Genomic DNA, 22,451 nt, shown 5'->3' on the forward strand with positions numbered 1-22,451 from the left:
ATTTATTCCGCCAAACTTCGAAGGAATTCCGCCAACTTTCCGATCAATTCCGCCAAACTGAAATTTTGAGCACAAAGAAACCCCGACTCCAAAATAGGAATCAGGGTCAAATATTAGCCAACATATGTTAAACGTTCACCATTTTTATACACTTCATCGATTGTTCCGCCGCCAAGGCATTCGTCGCCATTATAAAAAACAGCTGCTTGCCCTGGGGTAATAGCCCGAATCGGTTCGTGGAATAAAACTTGGACCTTATCTCCTTCTAAGAGACGAACGGTCACTTTATGATCTTCCTGGCGATAACGGAATTTGGCCGTACAGTCAAACTCTGCTGACTTTTCACGATTTGATACCCAGCTTACATTTACAGCGGTAATCGCATCAGAATACAATTTTTCATGATGGAAGCCTTGTCCAACATAAAGGATATTTCTTTTTAAATCCTTGCCAATGGCAAACCATGGCTCGCCAGAACCGCCAATCCCTAATCCATGGCGCTGACCAATCGTATGGTACATAAGACCTTCATGCTTTCCCTTAACTTCACCGACAAATGTTTCCATATTTCCTGGCTGAGCAGGTAAGTATTGACCTAAAAACTCTTTAAAATTCCGTTCTCCAATGAAGCAGATACCGGTGCTGTCCTTTTTAGTGGCAGTTGCGAGGTTTGCTTCCTTCGCAATTTCCCTTACTTTTGATTTTTCAAGATTTCCAATAGGGAACATCACTTTACTGATTTGTTCCTGTGTCAACTGATTCAGGAAATACGTTTGGTCTTTATTTTCGTCAAGACCACGGAGCATTTTATATTCTCCATCACGGTATTCGACACGGGCATAATGACCAGTGGCAAGATAGTCAGCACCTAAATTCATGGCATGCTCCATGAATGCTTTAAATTTAATTTCTTTGTTGCACATCACGTCAGGATTAGGTGTCCTGCCCGCTTTATATTCATCAAGGAAATAGGTGAACACCTTATCCCAATATTGTTTTTCAAAATTAACGGCATAATATGGAATGCCAATCTGATTGCAAACACGAATGACATCCTCATAGTCTTCCGTTGCTGTACAAACACCGTTTTCGTCGGTGTCATCCCAGTTTTTCATAAAAATGCCAATGACGTCATAGCCTTGCTGCTTTAATAAAAGCGCCGCTACAGACGAATCAACTCCGCCGGACATCCCGACAACAACCCGTGTATTTTTTGGTTCCTTTCTTTCCATTTTTTCACCTCTCTCTTTTCTGAAGCTGCGTTGTACATTTATTTTTTCAGACGCGAAACAACCTTAGCGATTTCTTCTGCTGCTTTAAGGACTTGTTCAGTCGTCGTATTAAAGCCGAAGCTGAATCGAATTGAGTTGATTAAACGATCTGATTGTTTACCAAACATGGCAACAAGGACATGGGATGGTTCAATTGAACCAGCTGTGCACGCAGACCCGCTTGAGACGGCAATCCCTGCTAAATCAAGATTAACAAGCATAGCCTCCACATTTGTCCCTGGAAAGCTTAAGTTTAATACATGTGGCAGCGAATATTCAAGTGATCCGTTTATGTCAAATTCTACATCTAGTGCACGAAGCTTTTCCAGCAAAGCTTCCTTGAACCCCTTAAACCGTTCTCTTTTGACAGATCGTTCTTCACTTGAAATGAGGACGGCTTCATGAAATCCAGCAATTGAGGTAACATTTTCAGTTCCTGCACGTCTTTTTCTTTCTTGATCTCCGCCAAATAATCGAGGAGAAATTTTTACATTAGACCTTGCATAGAGAAAACCCGTTCCTTTTGGGCCATTAATTTTATGAGCAGAAACTGATAATAAATCAATCAAGCTTTCATTGACATCAATATCTTCCACACCATAAGCCTGAACCGCATCGGTATGGAAAATAGCTTGATGATTTTTCAATAGTTGTCCAATTTCCGTAATCGGCTGAATCGTTCCTACTTCGTTATTTCCATACATGACAGAAACAAGTATTGTATCATCTCTTAATGCTGCTTCAAGGTCTGCTACAGAGATTCGACCTGTTTCATCGACTGGTAAATAGGTAACTTCAAAACCCATCTTTTCTAATTTTTTGCTTGCATGAAGAACGGCATGATGCTCCACCTGAGTTGTAATAATATGCTTGCCGTTATTCTTGCAGCTTTCAGCCACCCCAAATAACGCCATATTATCTGCTTCGGTTCCACCGCCTGTAAAAATAATCTCGTTTTCCTTTGCCCCAATACTAAAGGCAAGTGCTGCACGTGCTAAATCAATATAATGACGGGCTTCCCTGCCAAATGAATGAATGCTAGAAGGATTTCCAAATGTAGCATTCATCACTTCAAGCATTCTTTCAATAACCTTAGGGTGCATAGGAGTAGTTGCGGCATGATCGAGATAAATTCGTTCCATAGTTACACCTTCAATCCAAATAATTCTCTAGTTATTTTTCACATTAAATATAAAACATATAACCCTCTGGTTCATTATCCTCACTATGACTTGCCAAATCTTCTAATGTTGTATTATCCAAGACGTCTTTAATCGCATCGCGAATCCGAATCCAAAGCTCGCGCTTAGCAGGCTCTTCATCTTCAATTCCTTCAACGGGAGTAATTGGTCCTTCTAAAACGCGAATCACATCGCCCGCAGTAATTTTTGATGGCTCATTTGTAAGAATGTAGCCGCCATATGCACCCCTGATGCTTTTTACTAATCCTGCATTTCGGAGTGGGGCAATTAGCTGCTCTAAATAATGTTCCGATAATTCATTTGCTTGGGCAATGGTTTTTAATGATGTAGGCCCTTCACCATACTTTTTCGCAAGCTCAATCATGATGGTCAGACCATAACGTCCTTTAGTAGAAATTTTCATAACTTGCACCTCTATTCGTAATCTATATAATGTAAATCTTCAATAAGTGGAGGCTTTTTTCCATCCTGGTTGATTGTTAGTTGAACCGATCGGGCTTTTACGGGCAGTGGATCTCTTGGTTAACCTTTTTTTACCAAAAAAGTCTTAAGGTAGGATCTTACTGCCAGTTTATGCGGGTTAAAAAAATATCTCAGTAAATTGATAGGCATTAGAAATTATATCATATTCTTCTTCAATATGCTTTTTTAAAGAAAACTCGCTGATTNNACAGAAGCGTAGTTGCACTTATGCGTTAGTAAAGTATAAATTTGGGAAAATTTATACTTTACTATTAGCCAAGGGAAAATGGTATTGTAATAAGTAGCGAACTTTGTTTTTTGGAGAGATGATTATGCAGCAGAAACCATTAGCATTTCGTATGCGTCCTAGAACGATAGAAGAAGTTGTTGGTCAACAGCATCTGGTTGGTGACGGAAAAATAATTGCCAGAATGGTGAAGGCTAAACAGCTGACATCAATGATTTTATATGGACCGCCTGGAATTGGTAAAACTTCGATTGCAAGTGCCATTGCCGGAAGTACGAAATATGCCTTTCGGACCCTAAACGCGGTCACAAATAATAAAAAAGATATGGAGATTGTTGCTGCAGAGGCAAAAATGTCGGGGAAAGTGATTCTGCTTCTTGATGAAGTCCATCGTTTAGATAAAGCGAAACAGGATTTTTTACTGCCATATTTAGAAAACGGAATGATCGTATTAATCGGGGCAACCACGAGTAACCCTTATCATGCGATTAACCCAGCGATCCGCAGCCGCTGTCAAATTTTCGAACTAAAACCGTTAACACCTGATGAAGTGAAGCAAGCAATAACCCGCGCGCTTGAAGATGAGGAGCGTGGATTTGGTGGATTGAAAATAGAGATATCTGATCAAGCTTTACAGCATTTTGCTCAAGGCTCGAATGGGGATGTAAGAAGCTCCTTAAACGCATTAGAACTAGCGGTACTATCAACGGATACAGATGAAAATGACATCATCCATATCGATGTAACTACAGCTGAAGAATGTTTGCAAAAGAAAAGCTTGGTCGCCGATAAAGACGGTGACGGACACTATGATGTCCTGTCCGCCTTTCAAAAATCAATCCGCGGAAGTGACGTCAATGCGTCTCTTCACTATCTTGGCAGATTAATTGAAGCGGGCGACCTTTCGAGTATAAGCCGCCGTTTGATTGTAATTGCCTATGAAGATATCGGCCTTGCCAATCCGCAGGCTGGCGCACGCACTTTAGCTGCTATAGAAACGGCAGAAAGAATTGGTTTTCCCGAAGCAAAGATTCCGCTCGCAAATGCTGTGATTGAACTATGCTTATCACCTAAATCAAACTCTGCCGTCTTGGCGATTCAAGCAGCCCTTGACGATATTCAAAAAGGAATCGTTGGCGAGGTACCAGACCATCTTAAGGATGCCCATTACAAAGGGGCAAAAGAACTTGGCAGAGGCATCGGTTACCTATACCCTCACGATTTTGAAACCGGCTGGGTACCACAGCAATATTTACCGAACAAACTAAAAAACAAACAATACTATCAGCCCAAAAAAACGGGAAAATTCGAACAAGCATTAGCTACAGTCTACGAAAAATTAACAAGGTCGAAATAGTAGAAAAGGTGTCAGGCACCATGTGAAAATTTCACATGGTGCCTGACACCTTTAAAGCGTGATACCTGTTATGCGGCTACGTCTCGTTTTTTGAAGACATAGAACGCAAGGAATTGGAATATGGCAAAGTATACAAGCAGCATGATTACTGAGAAGGTTAATGTCATCCCTTCTACCATTGGCGTGCCTTCGAAGTATTGCATTAAATCTGTGTTCGCAAACAAAATGTATTTTGCCCAATCAAATTTCATCGACAATAAGGTAGTAAACTGGGCACCGGTAAACAACAAGAACAGTGACAAGCCGATTGCCAGTGAACTATTCCGGAAAACAGAAGAAATCATGAAAGCCATAGTCACCAGCATAATGGTATCGATTGACTTTAAACCATAATAAATTAACAAATGAACAACAATGTTTTGCTCAGTGACTTGACCATTATAATAATTTAAATACGGAATCGCTTTGTCCGGCATACCAAAAAGGATGGCACCAAGTGCAGTTGAGAAAACAAACAGAATCGCCATGATAAACAAGGCAAACAATAACACGGTCAAATACTTCGAAAGGAGAATTTTCGTCCGGTTAATTGGCCGTATCAATAACAGTTTGACGGTCCCCCAATTAAACTCACTGGCAACAATTCCGGCAGAAACAATAATGATAAACAATCCTGCAAACAAAATTAGCTGTGATGTATCTTTTACGAATGACCACACAGTATATTTCTCTTTAGGTGGAATATGATGCTTGATACGATAATCATTGATGGCGATTTCCTTTTTGAAAAATTGCTTTTCTGTCTTTATTTGACTTTGCGCCATCTGTTGCTTTAATGCGTTATTTTCCTCTTGTAATACTTGCTCCCAATTTTTATCCTGAACAAATTTCTTATCATTTTGTTGAGATTTGACCACAATCCCGACTAAGGTGATGGCAACGATAAGCATCCCAATCATCACAAAGGTCCCAGGGCGTTTAAAAATTTTCATCCATTCATTTTTGATTAAATTAACCACGAGTTACAGCCTCCTTTTCAGATGTCACTTCAAGGAAGCGATCTTCTAATGTTTTTGCAGTTTCTTTTATTCCAAAAATTTGAATATCTTCGCTTACCAATTTTTTTACGAGATTCGGTATTTCTTCTTTTGACAGCTCAATAGTTATTCCGTTTCTTGAATGGTTGGTTTGCACTTCTGGATAGTGGGCCTCCACTAGCGCCAAGGCTTTGTCACTTGGTACAACTTCCAACTCAAAAGTCACTTCGGTGCCCTGCACAAATTCCTGGACAAGCTGCACATCTATCAACTTACCATTTTGAATGATTCCGATCCGATCACACATCATTTCCATTTCAGAAAGCAAATGACTGGAGACGATTACGGCCATATTTTTTTCACGTGCAAGCTGTCGGACATAGTCACGGATTTCTCGGATTCCCGCCGGGTCGAGGCCATTTGTTGGCTCATCAAGAATGAGGACATCCGGGTCATGTAAAAGGCACTGTGCTAAGCCCAATCGTTGTCGCATCCCGAGAGAATATGTTTTTACCTTGTCATTAATCCGCTCGGTTAACCCAACGAGTTCAACTGTTTCCGCAATTTTTTCTTTTGTAATGCCTTTAGACATTCTTGCATAGTGGACAAGATTTTGATATCCGGTTAAAAATTTATACATTTCCGGATTTTCAACGATGGCTCCGACATGACCTACAGCATTCTCAAACTGGGTTTTAATACTTGAGCCTCCAATTGTAATATCCCCTGAAGTAATCCCCATTAAGCCGACAATCATACGAATGGTGGTTGTTTTCCCAGCACCATTTGGGCCTAGAAACCCAAAAACCTCACCTTTATTCACTTGGAAGCTAATATCGTCGATAATCTTCCTACCTTTAATTACTTTTGTTACATTTTTTAGTTCAACAACTGTTTCCAAAATCTCTCTCCTCTCTTTTTACCTCAACTTAGTTTAACTGACTGTTGAAATAATTTCCTTTTTTATTATAAACTTATTAATCTATTTTTCAAAAACGACTTGGGATGGAATCATTTCTAGGTCTGAAGACTGAGATTAATTGCTTTTGAATGAATTCGCTGATAGAACACAAAAACCCCTTGAATTGCAGCTAATGCACAAAATCAATATGTAAAAAGTGAAATACTGTTAAAAGATATATAAAAAGCCAGATGACAGCAAGGCTCATGTATCTATCCCCTTGGAAATTTAAGAACCAGGTTTTTTCTCGTGTAGATATCCTCCTTTGACCCCTTTCTAAGTTACCTTTTTTAGGGGATTTATTTCCTTACCCGTCCTTTTAAATGATTTACCCGTCTAATTTTTCATTTTACCCGTCATTTTGAATGATTTACCCGTCTAGTTTTTCTTTTTACCCGTCAGTTTCCCTATTTTACCCGTCAACGGTTCTAGCTCCCCTCCTAAAATAATGTAAAAAACCCTAAACCATCTAGATTTAGGGCGCAGCGATTATTTCTCATCCGAAACACGCCGGATTTTAATATCTTTTAGTAATTCCCGCACCACATAGCTCGCCATAATCAAACCTGCGGCAGATGGCACAAAGGCATTGGATGCAGGCGGCATTTGTGCTTTGCGGATTACCGCATTTTCATTTCCTACTTCTTTTTTAATGTCCTCTCGGATGACTATTGGGCTTTCATCAGAAAAGACAACCGGAATGCCTTTATGGATTCGCTCCTTGCGCAGCTTAGTGCGAATAACCTTTGCAATCGGGTCCGTATGTGTTTTTGAAATATCTGCAATTTGAAACCGTGTTGGATCCATTTTATTGGCTGCTCCCATACTTGAAATAATCGGGATCTTTCTTTTTAAACATTCTTTCATCAAATGGATTTTATAAATAATCGTATCTGAGGCATCCACAACAAAATCCAAGTTGTAGCCAAAAATGTCATCATAGGTTTCCTCTGTGTAAAACATCTTAAGTGCAATTACCTCGCAATCAGGATTTATATCCTTAATCCGCTCCTGCATGATTTCTACTTTCGGTCTCCCAACCGTTGAAAGCAGGGCAATTAGCTGTCGGTTGATGTTGGTGATATCTACATCATCTTTATCGATTAAAACTAAACGGCCAACTCCTGAGCGGGCAAGTGCTTCTGCGGCAAATGAACCGACACCTCCAATACCTAAAACGGCAACTGTACTGTTTTTCATAATTTCTAGTCCTTCTTTACCAATTGCAAGCTCATTACGAGAAAATTGATGCAGCATGTATATTCACTCCAAATTCAAATTCACTTTTCAATTATTTTTTCACGTAAAAAATATATCATACTGCCCTACAAAAACAAGTATTTTTATAGGAATTATCATGATAAATACAAGAATAAAACCTCCCGACACTGCCAGGAGGTTGATTTTTAAGCAATAGAAAAGAGTCCCAATGGTGCCGTTGCTTCTCGATCCTTAGTTTTGATCCCGCACTCAGCAGGGGGGTGTCCTGTTTCCGGTATTGTAAGTCCCCTTACCCGTAAAAGAGTGGGGCATTTACGCAATCAGAAAACTCCAGACTCCCGAATAAAAAATGTTCGGTCAAAACTTCAGGTAACACAACGTACATTTCAGGACTCTTCTTTAATTGCTTTTATAATAACATATATTGATTTGACCTTCAAGAATTCATGAAAGCGATTTTCTGTTATTTTTTAACATTTAGTGACAAATTCAATTCTGACAATTGAGCCTCAGATACCTCACTAGGTGCTTCGGTAAGTAAGCAGCTTGCGCTCGCTGTCTTTGGAAATGCAATTGTATCACGTAAGTTAGAGCTGCCGGCAAGCAGCATTACCAAGCGGTCTAGTCCAAGAGCAATACCGCCATGAGGAGGTGTTCCATATTCAAAAGCATTCATGAGGAAGCCGAATTGTTCAATCGCCTCCTCTGGTGAAAATCCAAGAACACTAAACATTTTTTCTTGTATTGGACGTTCAAAAATACGGAGTGATCCACCACCAAGCTCATAGCCGTTCAACACAAGGTCATACGCTTGTGCACGTACCTTTGAAGGGTCAGAATCCAGGTATTCAAGGTCTTCCCTAAACGGCATCGTAAATGGATGGTGGGCAGCGTAATAACGGCCTTCTTCCTCATCGTACTCTAAAAGCGGCCAGTCCGTAACCCATAAGAAATGGAACAGACTTTGGTCGATTAACCCTAATTCCTTTCCAAGCTTTAGTCTTAAGGCACCAAGGGCGTCAGCGACAACAGTTTTCTTATCCGCAACAAACAGGAGCAAATCCCCTTCTGATGCTTCAAGAGTCGCTATAAGTGCCTGGGCTTCCTCTTCAGAAAAGAATTTCGCAATTGGGCCCTTCAAGCCCTCTGCATCCACTTTAAGCCAAGCAAGACCTTTCGCACCATAAACAGCAACAAATTCTGTTAAAGCATCAATATCTTTACGTGAATACTTTTCTGCTGCATCTTTAACATTAATCGCTTTTACCTGGCCGCCGTTAGCAACAGTTGAAGCAAACACTTTAAAGCCTGAATCCTTCACGATTTCAGAAAGGTCAACGAGCTCCAATCCAAATCGGGTATCCGGTTTATCAGAACCAAAACGGCTCATCGCTTCATCATAAGTCATGCGTGGGAAGACATGAGAAACTTCCACACCTTTTACCTTTTTCATCAGTTGAGACATCATTTTTTCCATCATGCCCATGATATCTTCTTGGCTCATGAAACTTGTTTCAATATCAATTTGGGTGAATTCTGGCTGACGGTCTGCACGCAAGTCTTCATCACGGAAGCAGCGGGCGATTTGATAATACCGTTCAATCCCGCCTACCATGAGCAATTGTTTAAACAACTGTGGTGATTGCGGCAGTGCATAAAATTCACCTGGATGAACACGGCTAGGAACTAAATAATCACGTGCTCCCTCAGGAGTGCTTTTTGTCAAAATAGGTGTTTCAATATCTAAAAAGCCCTCGCTATCGAGAAAATCTCTAATTTGTTTCGTCACCTGATGGCGCATTTTTAATGTTTCAAAAATGACCGGGCGGCGGAAATCTAAATAACGGTATTTTAACCGTACATCTTCTGACGCATCTGTTCTATCAGAAATCGTAAACGGAGGGGTTTTCGCTTCATTAATAATCGTAACTTTTTCAGCTTGCACCTCAATTTTCCCCGTTTTAAGGGTCTCATTGATTGTTGAAGGTTCCCTGCTTACGACCGTTCCAACCACATCGAGTACATATTCATTACGGATTTTTTCCGCTGTCTGTAGTGCTTCCTTAGATAAATCAGGATTAAAGACAACCTGAACAATACCTGTGCGGTCGCGAAGATCGATAAAAATTAATCCGCCAAGATCACGTCGTTTTTGAACCCATCCTTTTAATGTTACCTTTTCCCCTACTGAGGACTCTGGAACTTCTCCACAAAAATACGATCTGCCAAACATGTTAATCCTCCTTTATGATTGCAATTCCTGAAATTGTCTTATGAAAGAAACTAGGTCTAATTCTACTTGTTCACCTGTTGCCATATTTTTTACATTAATTTTGTTGTTTTTAAGCTCATCGTCACCAAGAACGACTACATATTTTGCTTTTAAACGATCAGCTGCTTTAAATTGTGCTTTGATTTTTCGATCCAAATAATCTCTTTCGGCGGAAAAACCAGCCAGGCGCAGCTGCTGCAATAGCCCCACGGTGTAATCCTTTGCTTCCTCTCCTAGCGCAGCGAGGTAGCAATCAATCCCTTGGTTTACCTCAAGCTCAATACCTTCTGCGTTAAGAGCAGCGATAAACCGTTCAATACTTAAAGCAAAGCCAATCCCAGGCGTTTCCGGGCCGCCAATTTCCTCCGCTAATCCGTTATACCTGCCGCCACCGCATAAAGTGGTAATCGCACCGAAACCTTCAGCATTACTCATAATCTCAAAGGCAGTGTGATTATAATAATCCAAGCCCCGTACAAGGTTAGCATCGACCTCAAACGGAATATCAAGCTGAGTTAAATAGTGTTGTAATTTTTCAAAATAGGCTTTTGAATAATCATTTAAATAATCAAGAATTGATGGTGCTGATTTCATTAATTCATGATCGCGATCCTGCTTACAATCGAGAATTCTAAGTGGATTTTTTTCAAGACGGTTTTGACAGTCATGACAAAATTCACCGATACGCGGTTTAAAGTGGTTCACTAATGCCTCACGATGTGCAGTTCGACTTTCCTTATCACCCAGGCTGTTGATAATGAGTTTCAGTTTTTGCAATCCCATTTCTTTGTATAGATTCATTGCTAGGGAAATAACCTCAGCATCAATTGCCGGATCATTACTGCCCAAGGCTTCGACACCAAATTGGACGAACTGGCGGAAGCGCCCTGCCTGCGGGCGTTCGTATCGGAACATCGGCCCCATGTAATAGAGCTTAACGGGCTGATTCGCAAGCCCGAACATTTTCTTCTCAACAAACGAGCGAACAACCGCTGCCGTTCCTTCGGGTCTAAGGGTGATACTGCGTTTCCCCCGGTCTTCAAATGTGTACATTTCTTTTTGAACAATATCAGTTGAATCACCTACACCTCTTGAAAAAAGATCAGTATGTTCAAAAATTGGGGTACGAATTTCCTGGTATTGATATTTCTCGCAAAGCTCTCTCGCTTTTGCTTCTATCAGCTGCCACTTTTCAACTTCTCCAGGCAGGATATCCTGCGTGCCTCTTGGAATGCTTATTGACATTGTGATAAACCTCCTCTTGAATAAATTAACTTCTATGTAAGTAGTTTTATAAAAATAAATAAATAAAAAACTCCCGTCCCTTGTATAAATACAAGGGACGGGAGTTTTGATCCCGCGGTGCCACCCTAGTTGAAAGGCATAATGTATGCCCTTCCTCTTAAACAGTTAACGCCTGCTACGTTCTTCTCCTAGTAGAGCCATGGCTTTTTCAGAGAGAAGCCTACGGAGTGTTCATTCATTAAGGCACATGCAGAAATGCTTTCAGCCTAAGGCATTTCCTCTCTTTTCATGGGTTAGCTTAATTACTATGCTCCATCATTGGTTATATCCAATATTTCATTTTATTTATATAATAATACGGAGCAAAGTTAGTAATGTCAAGAAAGAATTACGATCTTTCTAAATGTTTTTTTAACTTTCTGACATCCCCCATCGATAATCCGAATTCTGATGCAAGCTCAAATGAGGTAGCATGCTGTTCTTTTTGAATAAAATCATGAAAATCCACACCGAAGAAACGTCCATCCATTGATTGGATGTTTATGCCTTTTTCACTCGATCTCATACCTAATCACCTCTATCTTTTTTTGCTAATAGGAAAGGATAACTTCCTATCAAACATAAGGGCAACTACACCTCTGTCTTCTCACTTAGAGCTCGCCATGCAGCGAGTTTTCTTTACTATTATTTCCATCAACGGTGAAAAACTTGCATGTGAATATGATTATTAATGCCTATGTTGGCCTTTTTTAACAATTAAGGAATGAATTTCTCTAGCTTTTACGATAAAATAAATTACAAAGGAGGGAACCGATGGTCAAAAAGTTTATATTTCTGTTATTGTCTATCATTCTTGTTTTCGGGACTTTCCTGCCCCAAGGAAAAAGTAGTGCTGCAAGTAGTTCGCTAACCATTTCCTCTGATGCCGTCAACGTTCGCGGCGGCCCAGGGTTAAGCTATCCCTTGGTAAAAATCGCCAATCGAAGCGAAAAGTATTCCATTGTGAAAGAAAAAGGTGATTGGATCGAGATTCAGCTATCATATGGTAAAACAGGCTGGGTCGTTAATTGGCTTGTAACGAAGGATAACAATTCTAAAGCTGCTACTGCTGCATCGTCTACCGGAAATAAAAATATAATTGCCAAAGCCAACACAGATCAATTAAGGGTTCGCTCCGGCCCTGGGACAAGCTTCCGAATTGTCGGACTCCTAAATAAAGGACAAGAAGTGACAATTCTTGATCAAAATGAAAACTGGTATAAAATTACCTTCTCCTTCGGTGAAGGCTGGGTCGCTAGAGATTTTTTAGAAACAAAAACTGTTAAGCAGGAAAGCAATCAAACTCCTGCTCCTTCCAATAGCAAGGGTATAGGCGTGGTGGATGGCGATACAGTAAATGTACGGCAAGAACCATCTACAACCAGCTCTATTATTGGGAAATTAACCAAGGGTACGAGCGTAACAATATACTCCAAACAAAATAATTGGCTGGAGATTGGTTTTTCAAATCTGAAAGGATGGGTAAATTCGGAATTTATTAACACGCAAACGGGAGCTTCAAAGGACACACCTAAGAAAATATTGAGTGGGATCAATGGAACGGTAACAGCTGGCAGTCTAAGTGTTCGCTCAGGTTCATCATTGGATACCAGCATTATTGGAACTGTGACAAAGGGGCAAAGCTTTGCCATTTTGGAGGAAAATAACAATTGGGTTAAAATAGAATATAAGGCTGGTAGATTCGGATGGGTTGCTGGGTGGTATCTTGATAAAACGACAGCAAATTCCCAGTCTGGACAAGCTCAGAAGGAAAGTACGATTACCATCCTACATAATGGGACAAATATCCGAAAAGAAGCTGACGTCCAGTCAGATGTCATTAAGCTGGCAAACGAAGGAGAAGTTTTTTCTGTTAAAGGTATTGTGAATGACTGGTATGAGGTAATACTGAAGAACGGAAAAACGGGGTATGTTGCAGGCTGGATTGTTTCGACTAATGGTACAAAACCGCAGATTCAGAAGTTAGGAGCAGAAAGTTATCTTAAAAACAAAACTATTGTTCTTGACCCCGGACATGGCGGTGGAGATAACGGGACAACAGGCTCGAACGGAACATTAGAGAAGAACCTGACACTAAGGACAGCCCGGCTGTTGTACGATAAGTTAAGTGCTGCTGGTGCAAATGTCTATCTAACTAGAAGCAATGACTCTTTTATTACGCTTCCATCCCGAGTAAGTGCTGCTCAGTTTAAAGATGCTGATGCCTTCATCAGTTTGCATTACGATAGCAATATAGACCGCAGTGTCCGCGGTATGACGGGCTTTTATTATCATTTATATCAAAAATCATTAGCCGAGACGCTTTATGCTTCCACAATTGGACAGACGAAATTGATAGATCGCGGCGTGCGCATTGGTGATTTCCATGTGATACGAGAAAATAGTAAAAAAGCTGTTCTCTTGGAGCTTGGCTATTTAAGCAACCCTGAGGAGGAAATGACCCTTAACTCCAGCACATTCCAGGAAAATGCTGCATCAGGTTTGTATAACGGATTGGCTAGGTTTTTTAAGAATAATTAAGAAAAAAGCCCTAGAAGAGTCTACACTTCTAGGGCCTTTTCTATTGAGTAGTTTCATTTACGACATAATTTGGGACAATTATTACATATTTTCAAACACTTACTACATTATTTTGAGTACTTACTATCTATTTTGGAAAACTCATTACATCTTTTCAGACATTCACTACATTTAATGGACATCATTTCCAATTAAATCGAATTTACTCACAAAAAAAAGCTTCGCACTATACCTTCCCAAGTGCAAAGCCTGTTTATTATGCTTTACTTTCCAAAATCAACGTCACAGGACCGTCATTGGTCAATTGGACATCCATCATAGCACCAAAAACACCTGTTTCAACGCGAATCCCTTTTTCACGAAGCATACCGTTAAAAGCCTCATATAGCTCAACTGCTTGCTCTGGTCTAGCCGCTTCGATGAAACTAGGTCTTCTCCCTTTACGGCAATCTCCATAAAGAGTAAATTGAGAAACAGAAAGAATTTCACCGCCAACATCCAACAATGACAAATTCATTTTTCCATCCGCATCTTCAAAAACCCTTAAATTAGCAATTTTATCTGCTAAGTATGCCGCATCCTCTTCCTTATCCTCATGGGTCACACCGACCAGAAGGACAAATCCTTTTGTAATCTGCCCCGTCACTTCACCGTCGACGGTTACCCTAGCCGCTTTGCTGCGTTGTACAACTACTCTCATACTTGAAACTCCTTAATTCATAATCCGGCGAACTGAATATATATCTGGGATTTGTTTAATTCGATCCACTACCTTATGCAGGTGGTTAACATTATGAATCGCAATTGACATAATTATCGTCGCCATTTTATTGCGGTCAGATTTACCAGTAACGGCAGAAATATTTGTTTTCGTCTCATTAACTGCTTGTAGAACTTCATTCAACAGTCCACTGCGATCGTAGCCGCTGATTTCAATATCCACGTTATATTCTTTCCGGTCATTTAGGGAAGATTCCCACTCAACCGGAATTAATCTTGATTGGGCATCATTTGAATCGATATTCGTACAATCGGAGCGATGGACAGAGACACCGCGTCCTTTCGTGATATAGCCAACAATTTCATCTCCCGGAACCGGATTACAGCATCTTGATAAGCGGATTAATAGGTTATCAATGCCTTGGACCCGGACACCCGATTCCCGTTTCTTATTAGATGGGAAGGATTTTAAATCAGAAATCACGTTGGTAATGCTGGCTGACTGTTCCTGGTCGCGTTTTTTACGCCATTTCTCGGTTAACCGATTGGCTACCTGAAGGGCTGTTACACCGTTATAACCGACCGCAGCAAACATATCTTCTTCATTTGAAAAATTAAATTTTTCCGCAACCTTTTTTAAATTGTCCGAAGTTAAAATTTCTTTAAGATCGAACTCCATATTCCGGATTTCTTTTTCAACCAGTTCTTTACCTTTAATAACATTTTCATCACGGCGCTGCTTCTTAAAGAATGCCCGAATCTTATTTTTCGCTTGCGAGGTTTGCGCCAGCTTCAGCCAATCCTGACTTGGGCCGTATGAATGTTTTGATGTGAGAATTTCAATAATATCACCAGTCTTAAGCCTGTAGTCAAGCGTCACCATTTTGCCGTTTACTTTCGCACCGATCGTTTTATTACCGATTTCAGAGTGAATACGATAGGCAAAATCAATTGGAACAGAACCGGACGGTAATTCAATCACATCGCCTTTTGGAGTAAATACAAAAACCATATCTGAAAATAGGTCAATTTTCAATGACTCCATAAACTCTTCCGCATTGGCGGTATCATTTTGGAACTCGAGAATTTCCCTGAACCAGGTTAGTTTTTGTTCGAATGTCGAGCTATCGCTAATGGATTTTCCTTCTTTGTATGCCCAGTGTGCAGCAACCCCGAATTCAGCAATCTGGTGCATTTCGTATGTCCGAATTTGCACCTCAAGCGGGTCACCCTTTGGACCAATCACAGTAGTATGCAAGGACTGATACATATTTGGCTTTGGCATCGCGATATAATCCTTGAAGCGGCCGGGCATAGGCTTCCAGCAAGTATGGATGATTCCGAGAATAGCGTAGCAGTCTTTAATACTGTTAACCACAATACGTACGGCAAGCAAGTCATAAATTTCACTGAATTGCTTATTTTGTAAGGCCATTTTCCGATAGATGCTATAAATATGCTTTGGACGTCCGGATAGTTCAGCTTTTATGTTGACTTCATCCATCCGTGACTTGACTTCTTCGATGACATCCTCTAAATATTGCTCCCGCTCTGCACGTTTCTTCTTCATTAAGTTTACAATCCGGTAATATTGCTGCGGATTTAAATACCTTAATGCAGTATCCTCCAACTCCCATTTAATCTTAGAAATACCAAGACGATGAGCTAAAGGTGCAAAAATTTCAATTGTCTCATTTGAAATCCGACGTTGTTTTTCTACTGGAAGATGTTTTAGTGTCCGCATATTATGCAAACGGTCAGCAAGTTTGATCAGAATCACCCGAATGTCTTGTGCCATAGCTACAAACATTTTCCGATGGTTTTCCGCCTGTTGTTCCTCATGAGATTTATATTTAATTTTCCCTAATTTAGTTACCCCATCGACAAGCATGGCCACTTCGTCGTTAAAGACTTCCTCAATATCTTTTAAGGAAACACTTGTATCTTCCACAACGTCATGGAGAAAACCAGCAGCAACCGTTGCTGGATCCATCTCAAGGTCTGCAAGAATGCCTGCAACCTGAATCGGATGGATGATATACGGCTCTCCCGATTTTCGATATTGTTCACGATGAGCATGTTTGGCGTATTCATACGCTTTTTTGACTAACTCAACATGCTCCTCATTTAAGTAATTCCGAGTCTTGTCGATGACTTGGTCGGCTGTTAACACTTGATCATTCGCCATGAAATCACCTTTTTTTTCATCTCATTTTTATTTTATATTTAAATGTTATATCGTTCCTAATTTGAATGATTGTTACTATTATCGAAAAAAAAAGCGAAGATGTAAAGAGATTGAGAAGTTTTTTCTGCAAATTATGAAAAAAACAGTCGAAAAATATTTTCCAATTCCTAAAATTAGATAAAGAGAGCACTCTCCTGAGTGCCCTCTTGCATTATTTAATAGTGCATCAATGTTAAAATATCATAGCCATTGAGCTTTTTACGTCCTTCTAAATAACCTAACTCAACTAAGAAAGCGATACCAGCTACAACACCGCCGAGTTGTTCCACTAGTTGAATGGTTGCTTCTATTGTGCCGCCAGTTGCTAACAAATCATCCGTAATTAAAACACGCTGCCCTGGCTTAATTGCATCTTTATGAATGGTTAGAACATCTTTACCATATTCGAGTCCGTAGCCGACTTTAATGGTTTCCCTTGGAAGTTTACCCTCTTTGCGGACTGGAGCAAAACCTACTCCAAGCGAATAAGCAACAGGACAGCCAATAATGAATCCCCGTGCTTCAGGTCCAACAATTAGATCAATTTCTTTCTCTTTTGCATAAGAAACGATTTGGTCTGTTGCATATCTATATGCTTCACCATCATTCATTAAAGGGGTGATATCTTTAAATTTAATTCCCGGCTTTGGCCAATCAGGTACGATTGTAATAAATTGCTTTAAATCCATTCTTCAATTGCCTCCTCAGTTTTAACCGACTCTTGAATGACTTGATCGAACCAGCCTTTTAATTCCTGAAAGGACGAGAACAATAAATCCCTTTCAAGTGCATATTGCGCCTGTTTAGTTTGATAGGTTCTTGAGTCAGTTAAATCACGCTTTTGCGCTTGACTATTCAAAGTAATAAATCCATTGTTTATTGTAACAAAATCTAGTTCAGAAAACACCTTTGACATAAAGATAATCGTTTCCTGCGACCAGCCGCGATATTTGGCAATGACATCTCCATGACGCTTAAGGTCAACCGGACCTTTTTTCAAAAGGTAGGCATAGTACCATTTAAAATGGTCACGAGTCGGAACCGTGCTAAAAAAGTCACTAGATTCTTTATAAAAATAAGCATAAATCCTTGACGGCTGTCTTCCTTCTAATAAAACTTTTAACATCTCTTTAGATGGCGGAAAATCGACTAAGACGATATTTGCCTTATTACAATCAAATGCCCTTGCCTCTTCGATATCTCGAATGAAAATCGTCTCAGCCTTCAGATCGTCGTTTATTTTTTCAAGATGTTCTTTATTAAAAATAATGAATTTCCTGTTTTCAGCAGGTACAGTGTTTGCCATGCTGTTGATTCGCTTTTGTCCGCGATAGTCAAATAACTGCCATGATTCAACCTTGATATCGTGGATAAAAATTTGTGGCCTACGAATATTGTTCCATTCATTAATAGATAATTCCCCAATTAATGAAATTTTTGATGCAGGTGAAATTTGGTCAGCTAGAGCGCCTAATCCAAAGCCTACTCCATCAAGATTTGCACCGCCTTCATTCACTAGAACCTTTAGATGGTTTTGCTCACTGCCAATCTTTCTCATACTGGCAACTTCAACGTTATTTATTAAAACTTTTGGCTTCGGGTTGTCCATGCCAAACGGAGAAAGCAAATTCAATTCTTCTAACGAGGATAAATGAATATCTTCGAGATGGATTTCTTCGTCAAGATAGGTAACAGGGATAAAATCATCTGCAGTTAACTGCTCTTCAGCGAGCATATTTAATCTTGTCCGAAGCCCGGCAACATCTTCAAGCTGTAAAGTCATTCCTGCAGCCATTGGATGTCCGCCAAAGTGAGGGAGAATATCCCGGCAAGTTGATAAATTTTTAAATAAATCAAATCCTGCAATACTCCGGGCAGAGCCCTTTGCTACACCTTTATCTGGATCAAAATTTAACACTATTGTCGGCCGATAGTATTTTTCAACAAGTCTCGAGGCGACAATCCCAATAACACCAGCATTCCAGCCTTCCTTGCCGACGACAAGAACCTTATTCGACTCTATTGGATAATTATTTTCTACCTCTTCGATTGCCTCGGCTGTAATCGTATTGACAATCGTTTGTCTTGTCTTATTTAAGACATCCATCTCTTCAGCTAATTGTTGCGCTTCTTCAGGGTCATCTGTCAGGATCAGCTGAACAGCTAAATCAGCATCTTCCAACCTTCCGACAGCGTTAATTCTCGGTGCAAGTGTAAAACCGATTGTTTCTTCATTAATTGTCATAGGGTCGACCCCAGCCAATTTTAGGATAGCTTTAAGACCTAAATTTTGCGTCGATTTCAGTTTTTCTAGACCTTTTTTGGCTATCAGGCGATTTTCGCCCTTTAATGATACTAAGTCTGCTATTGTACCAATAACGGCTATTTCAAACAAATGCTCAGGAATTTCTCCATAGAGGGCATGAGCGAGTTTAAAAGCGACGCCTACACCTGCAAGCTCCCGAAACGGATAAATACTATCAGGAAGCTTTGGGTGAATAATCGCAAGTGCTTCAGGTAAGACTGGACCAGGCTCATGATGATCGGTAATTATTAGGTCAATTCCCAGTTCTTTCGCAATGGCTGCTTCATGGACAGCTGATATTCCAGTATCCACGGTAATAATCAAATTTATTCCATTTTCCGCCGCCTGACGGAATGCTGGTTCATTCGGCCCATAACCTTCTGTAAAGCGATTCGGGATGTAAAATTGGACATTGGCACCCAGATCACGGAGTGTGATCATTAATACCGATGTACTGCTTACACCGTCAGCGTCATAATCACCAAAAATGAGAATCGGTTCTTGGCTTTCGATGGCGTCATGTATTCTCTTAACCGCAAGATCCATCCCTTTTAAAAGATAAGGATCATGGAACTCATCCTTCCCAAATAAAAAATACCGTGCAGAATCTACGGTATCTAAGCCACGATTGACAAGCAGTGACGCAACTAGAGGTGTTATCTTCAATTCATTTGCTAGCATATTTACTAGATTGTTATCAGAACTGCGAACAACCCATTTTGTTTTTGAATTTAACATTTGTTTGTTCACCCCTCAGACTTATTTATTATACAGGAGTAGAAAAAACCTTTCAATAAAAAGAAAAACCGCAGATAATCTGCGGCTTTTCTTTTTAGAATTTATACATAGAACTTTGATAACTGTCCAGCTGCAGCGCCTAGGGGCTCGGGGTCATAAGCCAATCCGTCAAGAAGGCTAAAGAGCAGCCTTCTCGCCGGCTCGTCCTATGCCTGGCTACAGAAAGCTATCGCTTTCTGTACGCATTAAGGGAGACTAATCTCTGGCTTCGCGATGCTTGCCAGTCGATAATTCTTCCTATATCGCCCCTGAGCAAGGCGCTTCCGCTTTTCTTTATACTTGTGGCTGATCAGAGTATTTTCTCTTCTCTTTCACTGTTTTTATAACGCCTTTCTTTTTAAGCTCTTTTGTCTTTAATACATACCAGAGAGGACCAGCAATACAAATGGATGAATAAACACCGACCATTAATCCTACCAACAAGGCGATTGAGAAGTTACGGATCGATTCACTGCCAAAAATAACAAGAGCCACTACTGTAATTAACACAGTTAAGACGGTGTTGATAGAGCGAGTCAATGTTTGGCGGGTACTTACATTTAATACCTCAGCAATATCCGCATTAGTTTTAAGCCGTTTTTTCTTTTGCATATTCTCACGCATCCGGTCAAAGGTAACGATGGTATCGTTAATTGAATAACCAACAATCGTTAACACAGCTGCGATAAATGTTAAATCAACCTCAAGTCTCGTAATACTGAAGAATGCTATCATAAAGAATGCATCATGGAGCAGAGACACTATCGCAGCAATTGCCATAGAGAGTTCAAAACGGAAACTTACATAAATAATAATCCCGATCGAGGCAATTAAAAGCGCAATAAAGGCACTTTTCGCCAATTCTTTCCCAACAGTCGGGGAAACGGTGCTAACGTTTGGTTCGGAACCATATTCCTTTTTAAACTCCGATTTCAACTTAGCAATTTCATTTTTCGAAAGAACGCCGACAAGACGAGCAGCCCCAATATTCTGCTTTTCACCAGAAATGACCACATCATCTGTTTTCAGATGAAGCTTGTCAAATGAGCTGTTAATTTTTTGAACAGTCAACGGAGTGTTTGATAATATTTCTACACGTGTTCCGCTTGTGAAATCAATCGATAAATTTAAACGAAAGACAAGGAGCACCACTATACCGACACCAAGTAAAACTCCTGAAATCGTGAAAAATTTCTTTCTATGCTTGACAAAATCAAGCTTGTCAAAACGAGTTGGCAGATCCAATGTATCAATATTTTCAGCGATGTCCCTGATATCGGACTGTTTGACACCAAACCAGCTTGGTTTCTTTTTAAAGATGCCGCTATGGACCCAAAGCCCTAAAAATAGGCGTGAACCGAAAACAGCCGTTAAAAAGCTCATTAAAATACTTACAATTAACATTGTCGCAAACCCTTTTACAGAGCTTGTCCCATAGAAGAAAAGCACACCTGCAGTCAAGAGTGTTGTAAGGTTAGAGTCAAGAATCGATGAAAAGGCATTTTTTTCACCTGCCAGAAAGGCCGCTTTAATCGATTTGCCCACTTTAAGCTCTTCTCTAATCCGTTCATAGGTAATAATGTTGGCATCAACGGCCATCCCGACCCCGAGGATAATCGCGGCGATACCCGGCAGTGTCAGGACGCCGTTCATCCAGTCAAATATTAAGAGGACGAGATAAATATAAATGGATAACGTAACAGTGGCAATGAAGCCAGGAAAACGATAATAGAAAAGCATAAATAGGTAAATGATTGCGACACCGATAATTCCGGCCAATATCGTATCATTTAATGCTTGTTCACCAAATTTTGCTCCGACAGAAGTAGAGTATACTTCCTTCAGCTTTACAGGTAATGACCCGGCATTTAAAAGATTAGCTAAGGTTTTAGCCTCTTGCGCAGTAAAGCTGCCTACAATCGAAACCGTATCTTGATTAAATATTTGCCTTACAGTTGGAGCTGATAAAAATTTGGGATTTGGTTTTGTTACTTCCGTTTTAAAGGAGTCTTTTCCTTCTTCAAAATCAAGCCAAATAACAAGCTCATTGTTTGGTGCCATGTTCATAATTTCTTCTGAAACTTTACGGAATTTATTAGCATCTTTTAATGTCAACGAAACGCTTGGAGCACCTTTTTCATCAAAAGTTTGTTTTGCCCCTCCTTGCTTTAAGTCTGACCCGTCCATCATTAGACGGTCATTTGCGTCCCGGAATGTTAAATTTGCCTGTGTAGACAACATTTCACGTGCCTTGTTTTGGTCAGTGACCCCAGCGAGCTGAACACGAATTCGGTCTGTCCCTTCGATTTGGATGTTGGGTTCACTTACACCGAGGACGTTAATCCGCTTATCGAGGGCTTCAGCTGTATTTGCCAACACTTCCTTATCAATTTTTTGACCTTTTTTAGCCGGTTGAACCTCGTACAAAACCTCAAATCCACCTTGAAGGTCCAGTCCAAGCTTAATATTGTTTAAAATGTTCTTGGTTGTTGCTCCCATTGTGCCCCCTAATATTAGGACCACAAGAAAGAAAGCAATAATTCTACTTCGCTTTACCATTATGTATT

16 protein-coding genes, 1 other RNA gene and 1 other annotated feature are annotated in these 22,451 nt (G+C 40.2%); of the genes, 2 read left to right on the forward strand and 15 right to left on the reverse strand.

Annotated elements, in window-relative coordinates:
* Positions 1 to 113: 113 nt before the first annotated feature.
* Genes mnmA through cymR form a run of 3 tightly spaced genes read right to left on the reverse strand, consistent with a single transcriptional unit; the run spans position 114 to position 2,876 of the window.
* Entirely contained in the window at positions 114 to 1,232 is a 1,119-nt protein-coding gene (gene mnmA, locus V7150_RS11825) for a tRNA 2-thiouridine(34) synthase MnmA (protein WP_335518025.1), read from the reverse strand.
* Between the two features lie 38 nt (positions 1,233 to 1,270).
* Positions 1,271 to 2,413 (reverse strand): cysteine desulfurase family protein, encoded by a 1,143-nt coding sequence (locus tag V7150_RS11830; RefSeq protein ID WP_335518028.1) that lies wholly within the window; start codon positions 2,411 to 2,413, stop codon positions 1,271 to 1,273.
* Between the two features lie 43 nt (positions 2,414 to 2,456).
* Complete coding sequence (gene cymR, locus V7150_RS11835; protein WP_335518030.1) at positions 2,457 to 2,876, reverse strand: cysteine metabolism transcriptional regulator CymR; 420 nt, start codon at positions 2,874 to 2,876, stop codon at positions 2,457 to 2,459.
* Between the two features lie 391 nt (positions 2,877 to 3,267).
* Here cymR and V7150_RS11840 point away from each other — a divergent pair, with 391 nt between their 5' ends.
* Complete coding sequence (locus V7150_RS11840) at positions 3,268 to 4,539, forward strand: replication-associated recombination protein A (protein ID WP_335518032.1); 1,272 nt, start codon at positions 3,268 to 3,270, stop codon at positions 4,537 to 4,539.
* A gap of 68 nt (positions 4,540 to 4,607) precedes the next feature.
* On the opposite strand, the gene V7150_RS11845 is transcribed toward V7150_RS11840, so the two are convergent.
* The 7 genes from V7150_RS11845 to V7150_RS11875 all read right to left on the reverse strand — a co-directional run bounded on the left by V7150_RS11845 (position 4,608) and on the right by V7150_RS11875 (position 11,840).
* Positions 4,608 to 5,558, reverse strand: coding sequence for an ABC transporter permease (locus V7150_RS11845; protein ID WP_335518035.1), 951 nt, complete (start codon positions 5,556 to 5,558; stop codon positions 4,608 to 4,610).
* Positions 5,551 to 6,477 (reverse strand): ABC transporter ATP-binding protein, encoded by a 927-nt coding sequence (locus V7150_RS11850; RefSeq protein ID WP_335518038.1) that lies wholly within the window; start codon positions 6,475 to 6,477, stop codon positions 5,551 to 5,553. Before V7150_RS11850 ends, V7150_RS11845 begins: the two co-directional genes overlap by 8 nt.
* Before the next feature lie 549 nt (positions 6,478 to 7,026).
* Complete coding sequence (locus V7150_RS11855) at positions 7,027 to 7,794, reverse strand: tRNA threonylcarbamoyladenosine dehydratase (RefSeq protein WP_335518041.1); 768 nt, start codon at positions 7,792 to 7,794, stop codon at positions 7,027 to 7,029.
* A 162-nt stretch (positions 7,795 to 7,956) separates the two neighbouring features.
* A non-coding RNA gene (gene ssrS / locus V7150_RS11860) (6S RNA) lies at positions 7,957 to 8,154 on the reverse strand.
* 67 nt (positions 8,155 to 8,221) lie between these two features.
* Positions 8,222 to 9,991: an aspartate--tRNA ligase gene (gene aspS / locus V7150_RS11865; protein ID WP_335518044.1), complete on the reverse strand. Its 1,770-nt coding sequence runs from the start codon at positions 9,989 to 9,991 to the stop codon at positions 8,222 to 8,224.
* Positions 9,992 to 10,003: 12 nt separating this feature from the next.
* The gene (hisS, locus tag V7150_RS11870; RefSeq protein ID WP_335518047.1) at positions 10,004 to 11,275 is read right to left on the reverse strand and encodes a histidine--tRNA ligase; all 1,272 of its coding nucleotides are present in this window, start codon (positions 11,273 to 11,275) and stop codon (positions 10,004 to 10,006) included.
* Positions 11,276 to 11,365: 90 nt separating this feature from the next.
* Positions 11,366 to 11,603 (reverse strand) — a binding site (T-box leader).
* 60 nt (positions 11,604 to 11,663) lie between these two features.
* Positions 11,664 to 11,840: a hypothetical protein gene (locus tag V7150_RS11875; protein WP_335518050.1), complete on the reverse strand. Its 177-nt coding sequence runs from the start codon at positions 11,838 to 11,840 to the stop codon at positions 11,664 to 11,666.
* Between the two features lie 248 nt (positions 11,841 to 12,088).
* Between V7150_RS11875 and V7150_RS11880 the strand changes: the two genes are divergently transcribed.
* A complete protein-coding gene (locus V7150_RS11880) occupies positions 12,089 to 13,855 on the forward strand; it encodes an SH3 domain-containing protein (protein WP_335518052.1) in 1,767 nt (588 codons plus the stop codon).
* A 256-nt stretch (positions 13,856 to 14,111) separates the two neighbouring features.
* Here V7150_RS11880 and dtd read toward each other — a convergent pair whose 3' ends face one another.
* The 5 genes from dtd to secDF form a co-directional block, all read right to left on the reverse strand.
* Entirely contained in the window at positions 14,112 to 14,555 is a 444-nt protein-coding gene (gene dtd / locus V7150_RS11885; protein WP_335518055.1) for a D-aminoacyl-tRNA deacylase, read from the reverse strand.
* Between the two features lie 12 nt (positions 14,556 to 14,567).
* On the reverse strand, positions 14,568 to 16,763 hold the full coding sequence (locus V7150_RS11890; RefSeq protein WP_335518058.1) for a RelA/SpoT family protein: 2,196 nt from the start codon (positions 16,761 to 16,763) through the stop codon (positions 14,568 to 14,570).
* Positions 16,764 to 16,978: 215 nt separating this feature from the next.
* A complete protein-coding gene (locus tag V7150_RS11895) occupies positions 16,979 to 17,491 on the reverse strand; it encodes an adenine phosphoribosyltransferase (protein ID WP_283919651.1) in 513 nt (170 codons plus the stop codon).
* The gene (recJ, locus tag V7150_RS11900; protein WP_335518062.1) at positions 17,482 to 19,845 is read right to left on the reverse strand and encodes a single-stranded-DNA-specific exonuclease RecJ; all 2,364 of its coding nucleotides are present in this window, start codon (positions 19,843 to 19,845) and stop codon (positions 17,482 to 17,484) included. The genes V7150_RS11895 and recJ overlap by 10 nt, the downstream gene beginning before the upstream one ends.
* A 333-nt stretch (positions 19,846 to 20,178) precedes the next feature.
* Positions 20,179 to 22,443 (reverse strand): protein translocase subunit SecDF, encoded by a 2,265-nt coding sequence (secDF, locus tag V7150_RS11905; RefSeq protein ID WP_335518065.1) that lies wholly within the window; start codon positions 22,441 to 22,443, stop codon positions 20,179 to 20,181.
* Positions 22,444 to 22,451: the final 8 nt, after the last annotated feature.

The sequence above is a fragment of the Neobacillus drentensis genome (assembly GCF_036965245.1).
Classification (GTDB): Bacteria; Bacillota; Bacilli; order Bacillales; family Cytobacillaceae; genus Neobacillus; species Neobacillus drentensis_G.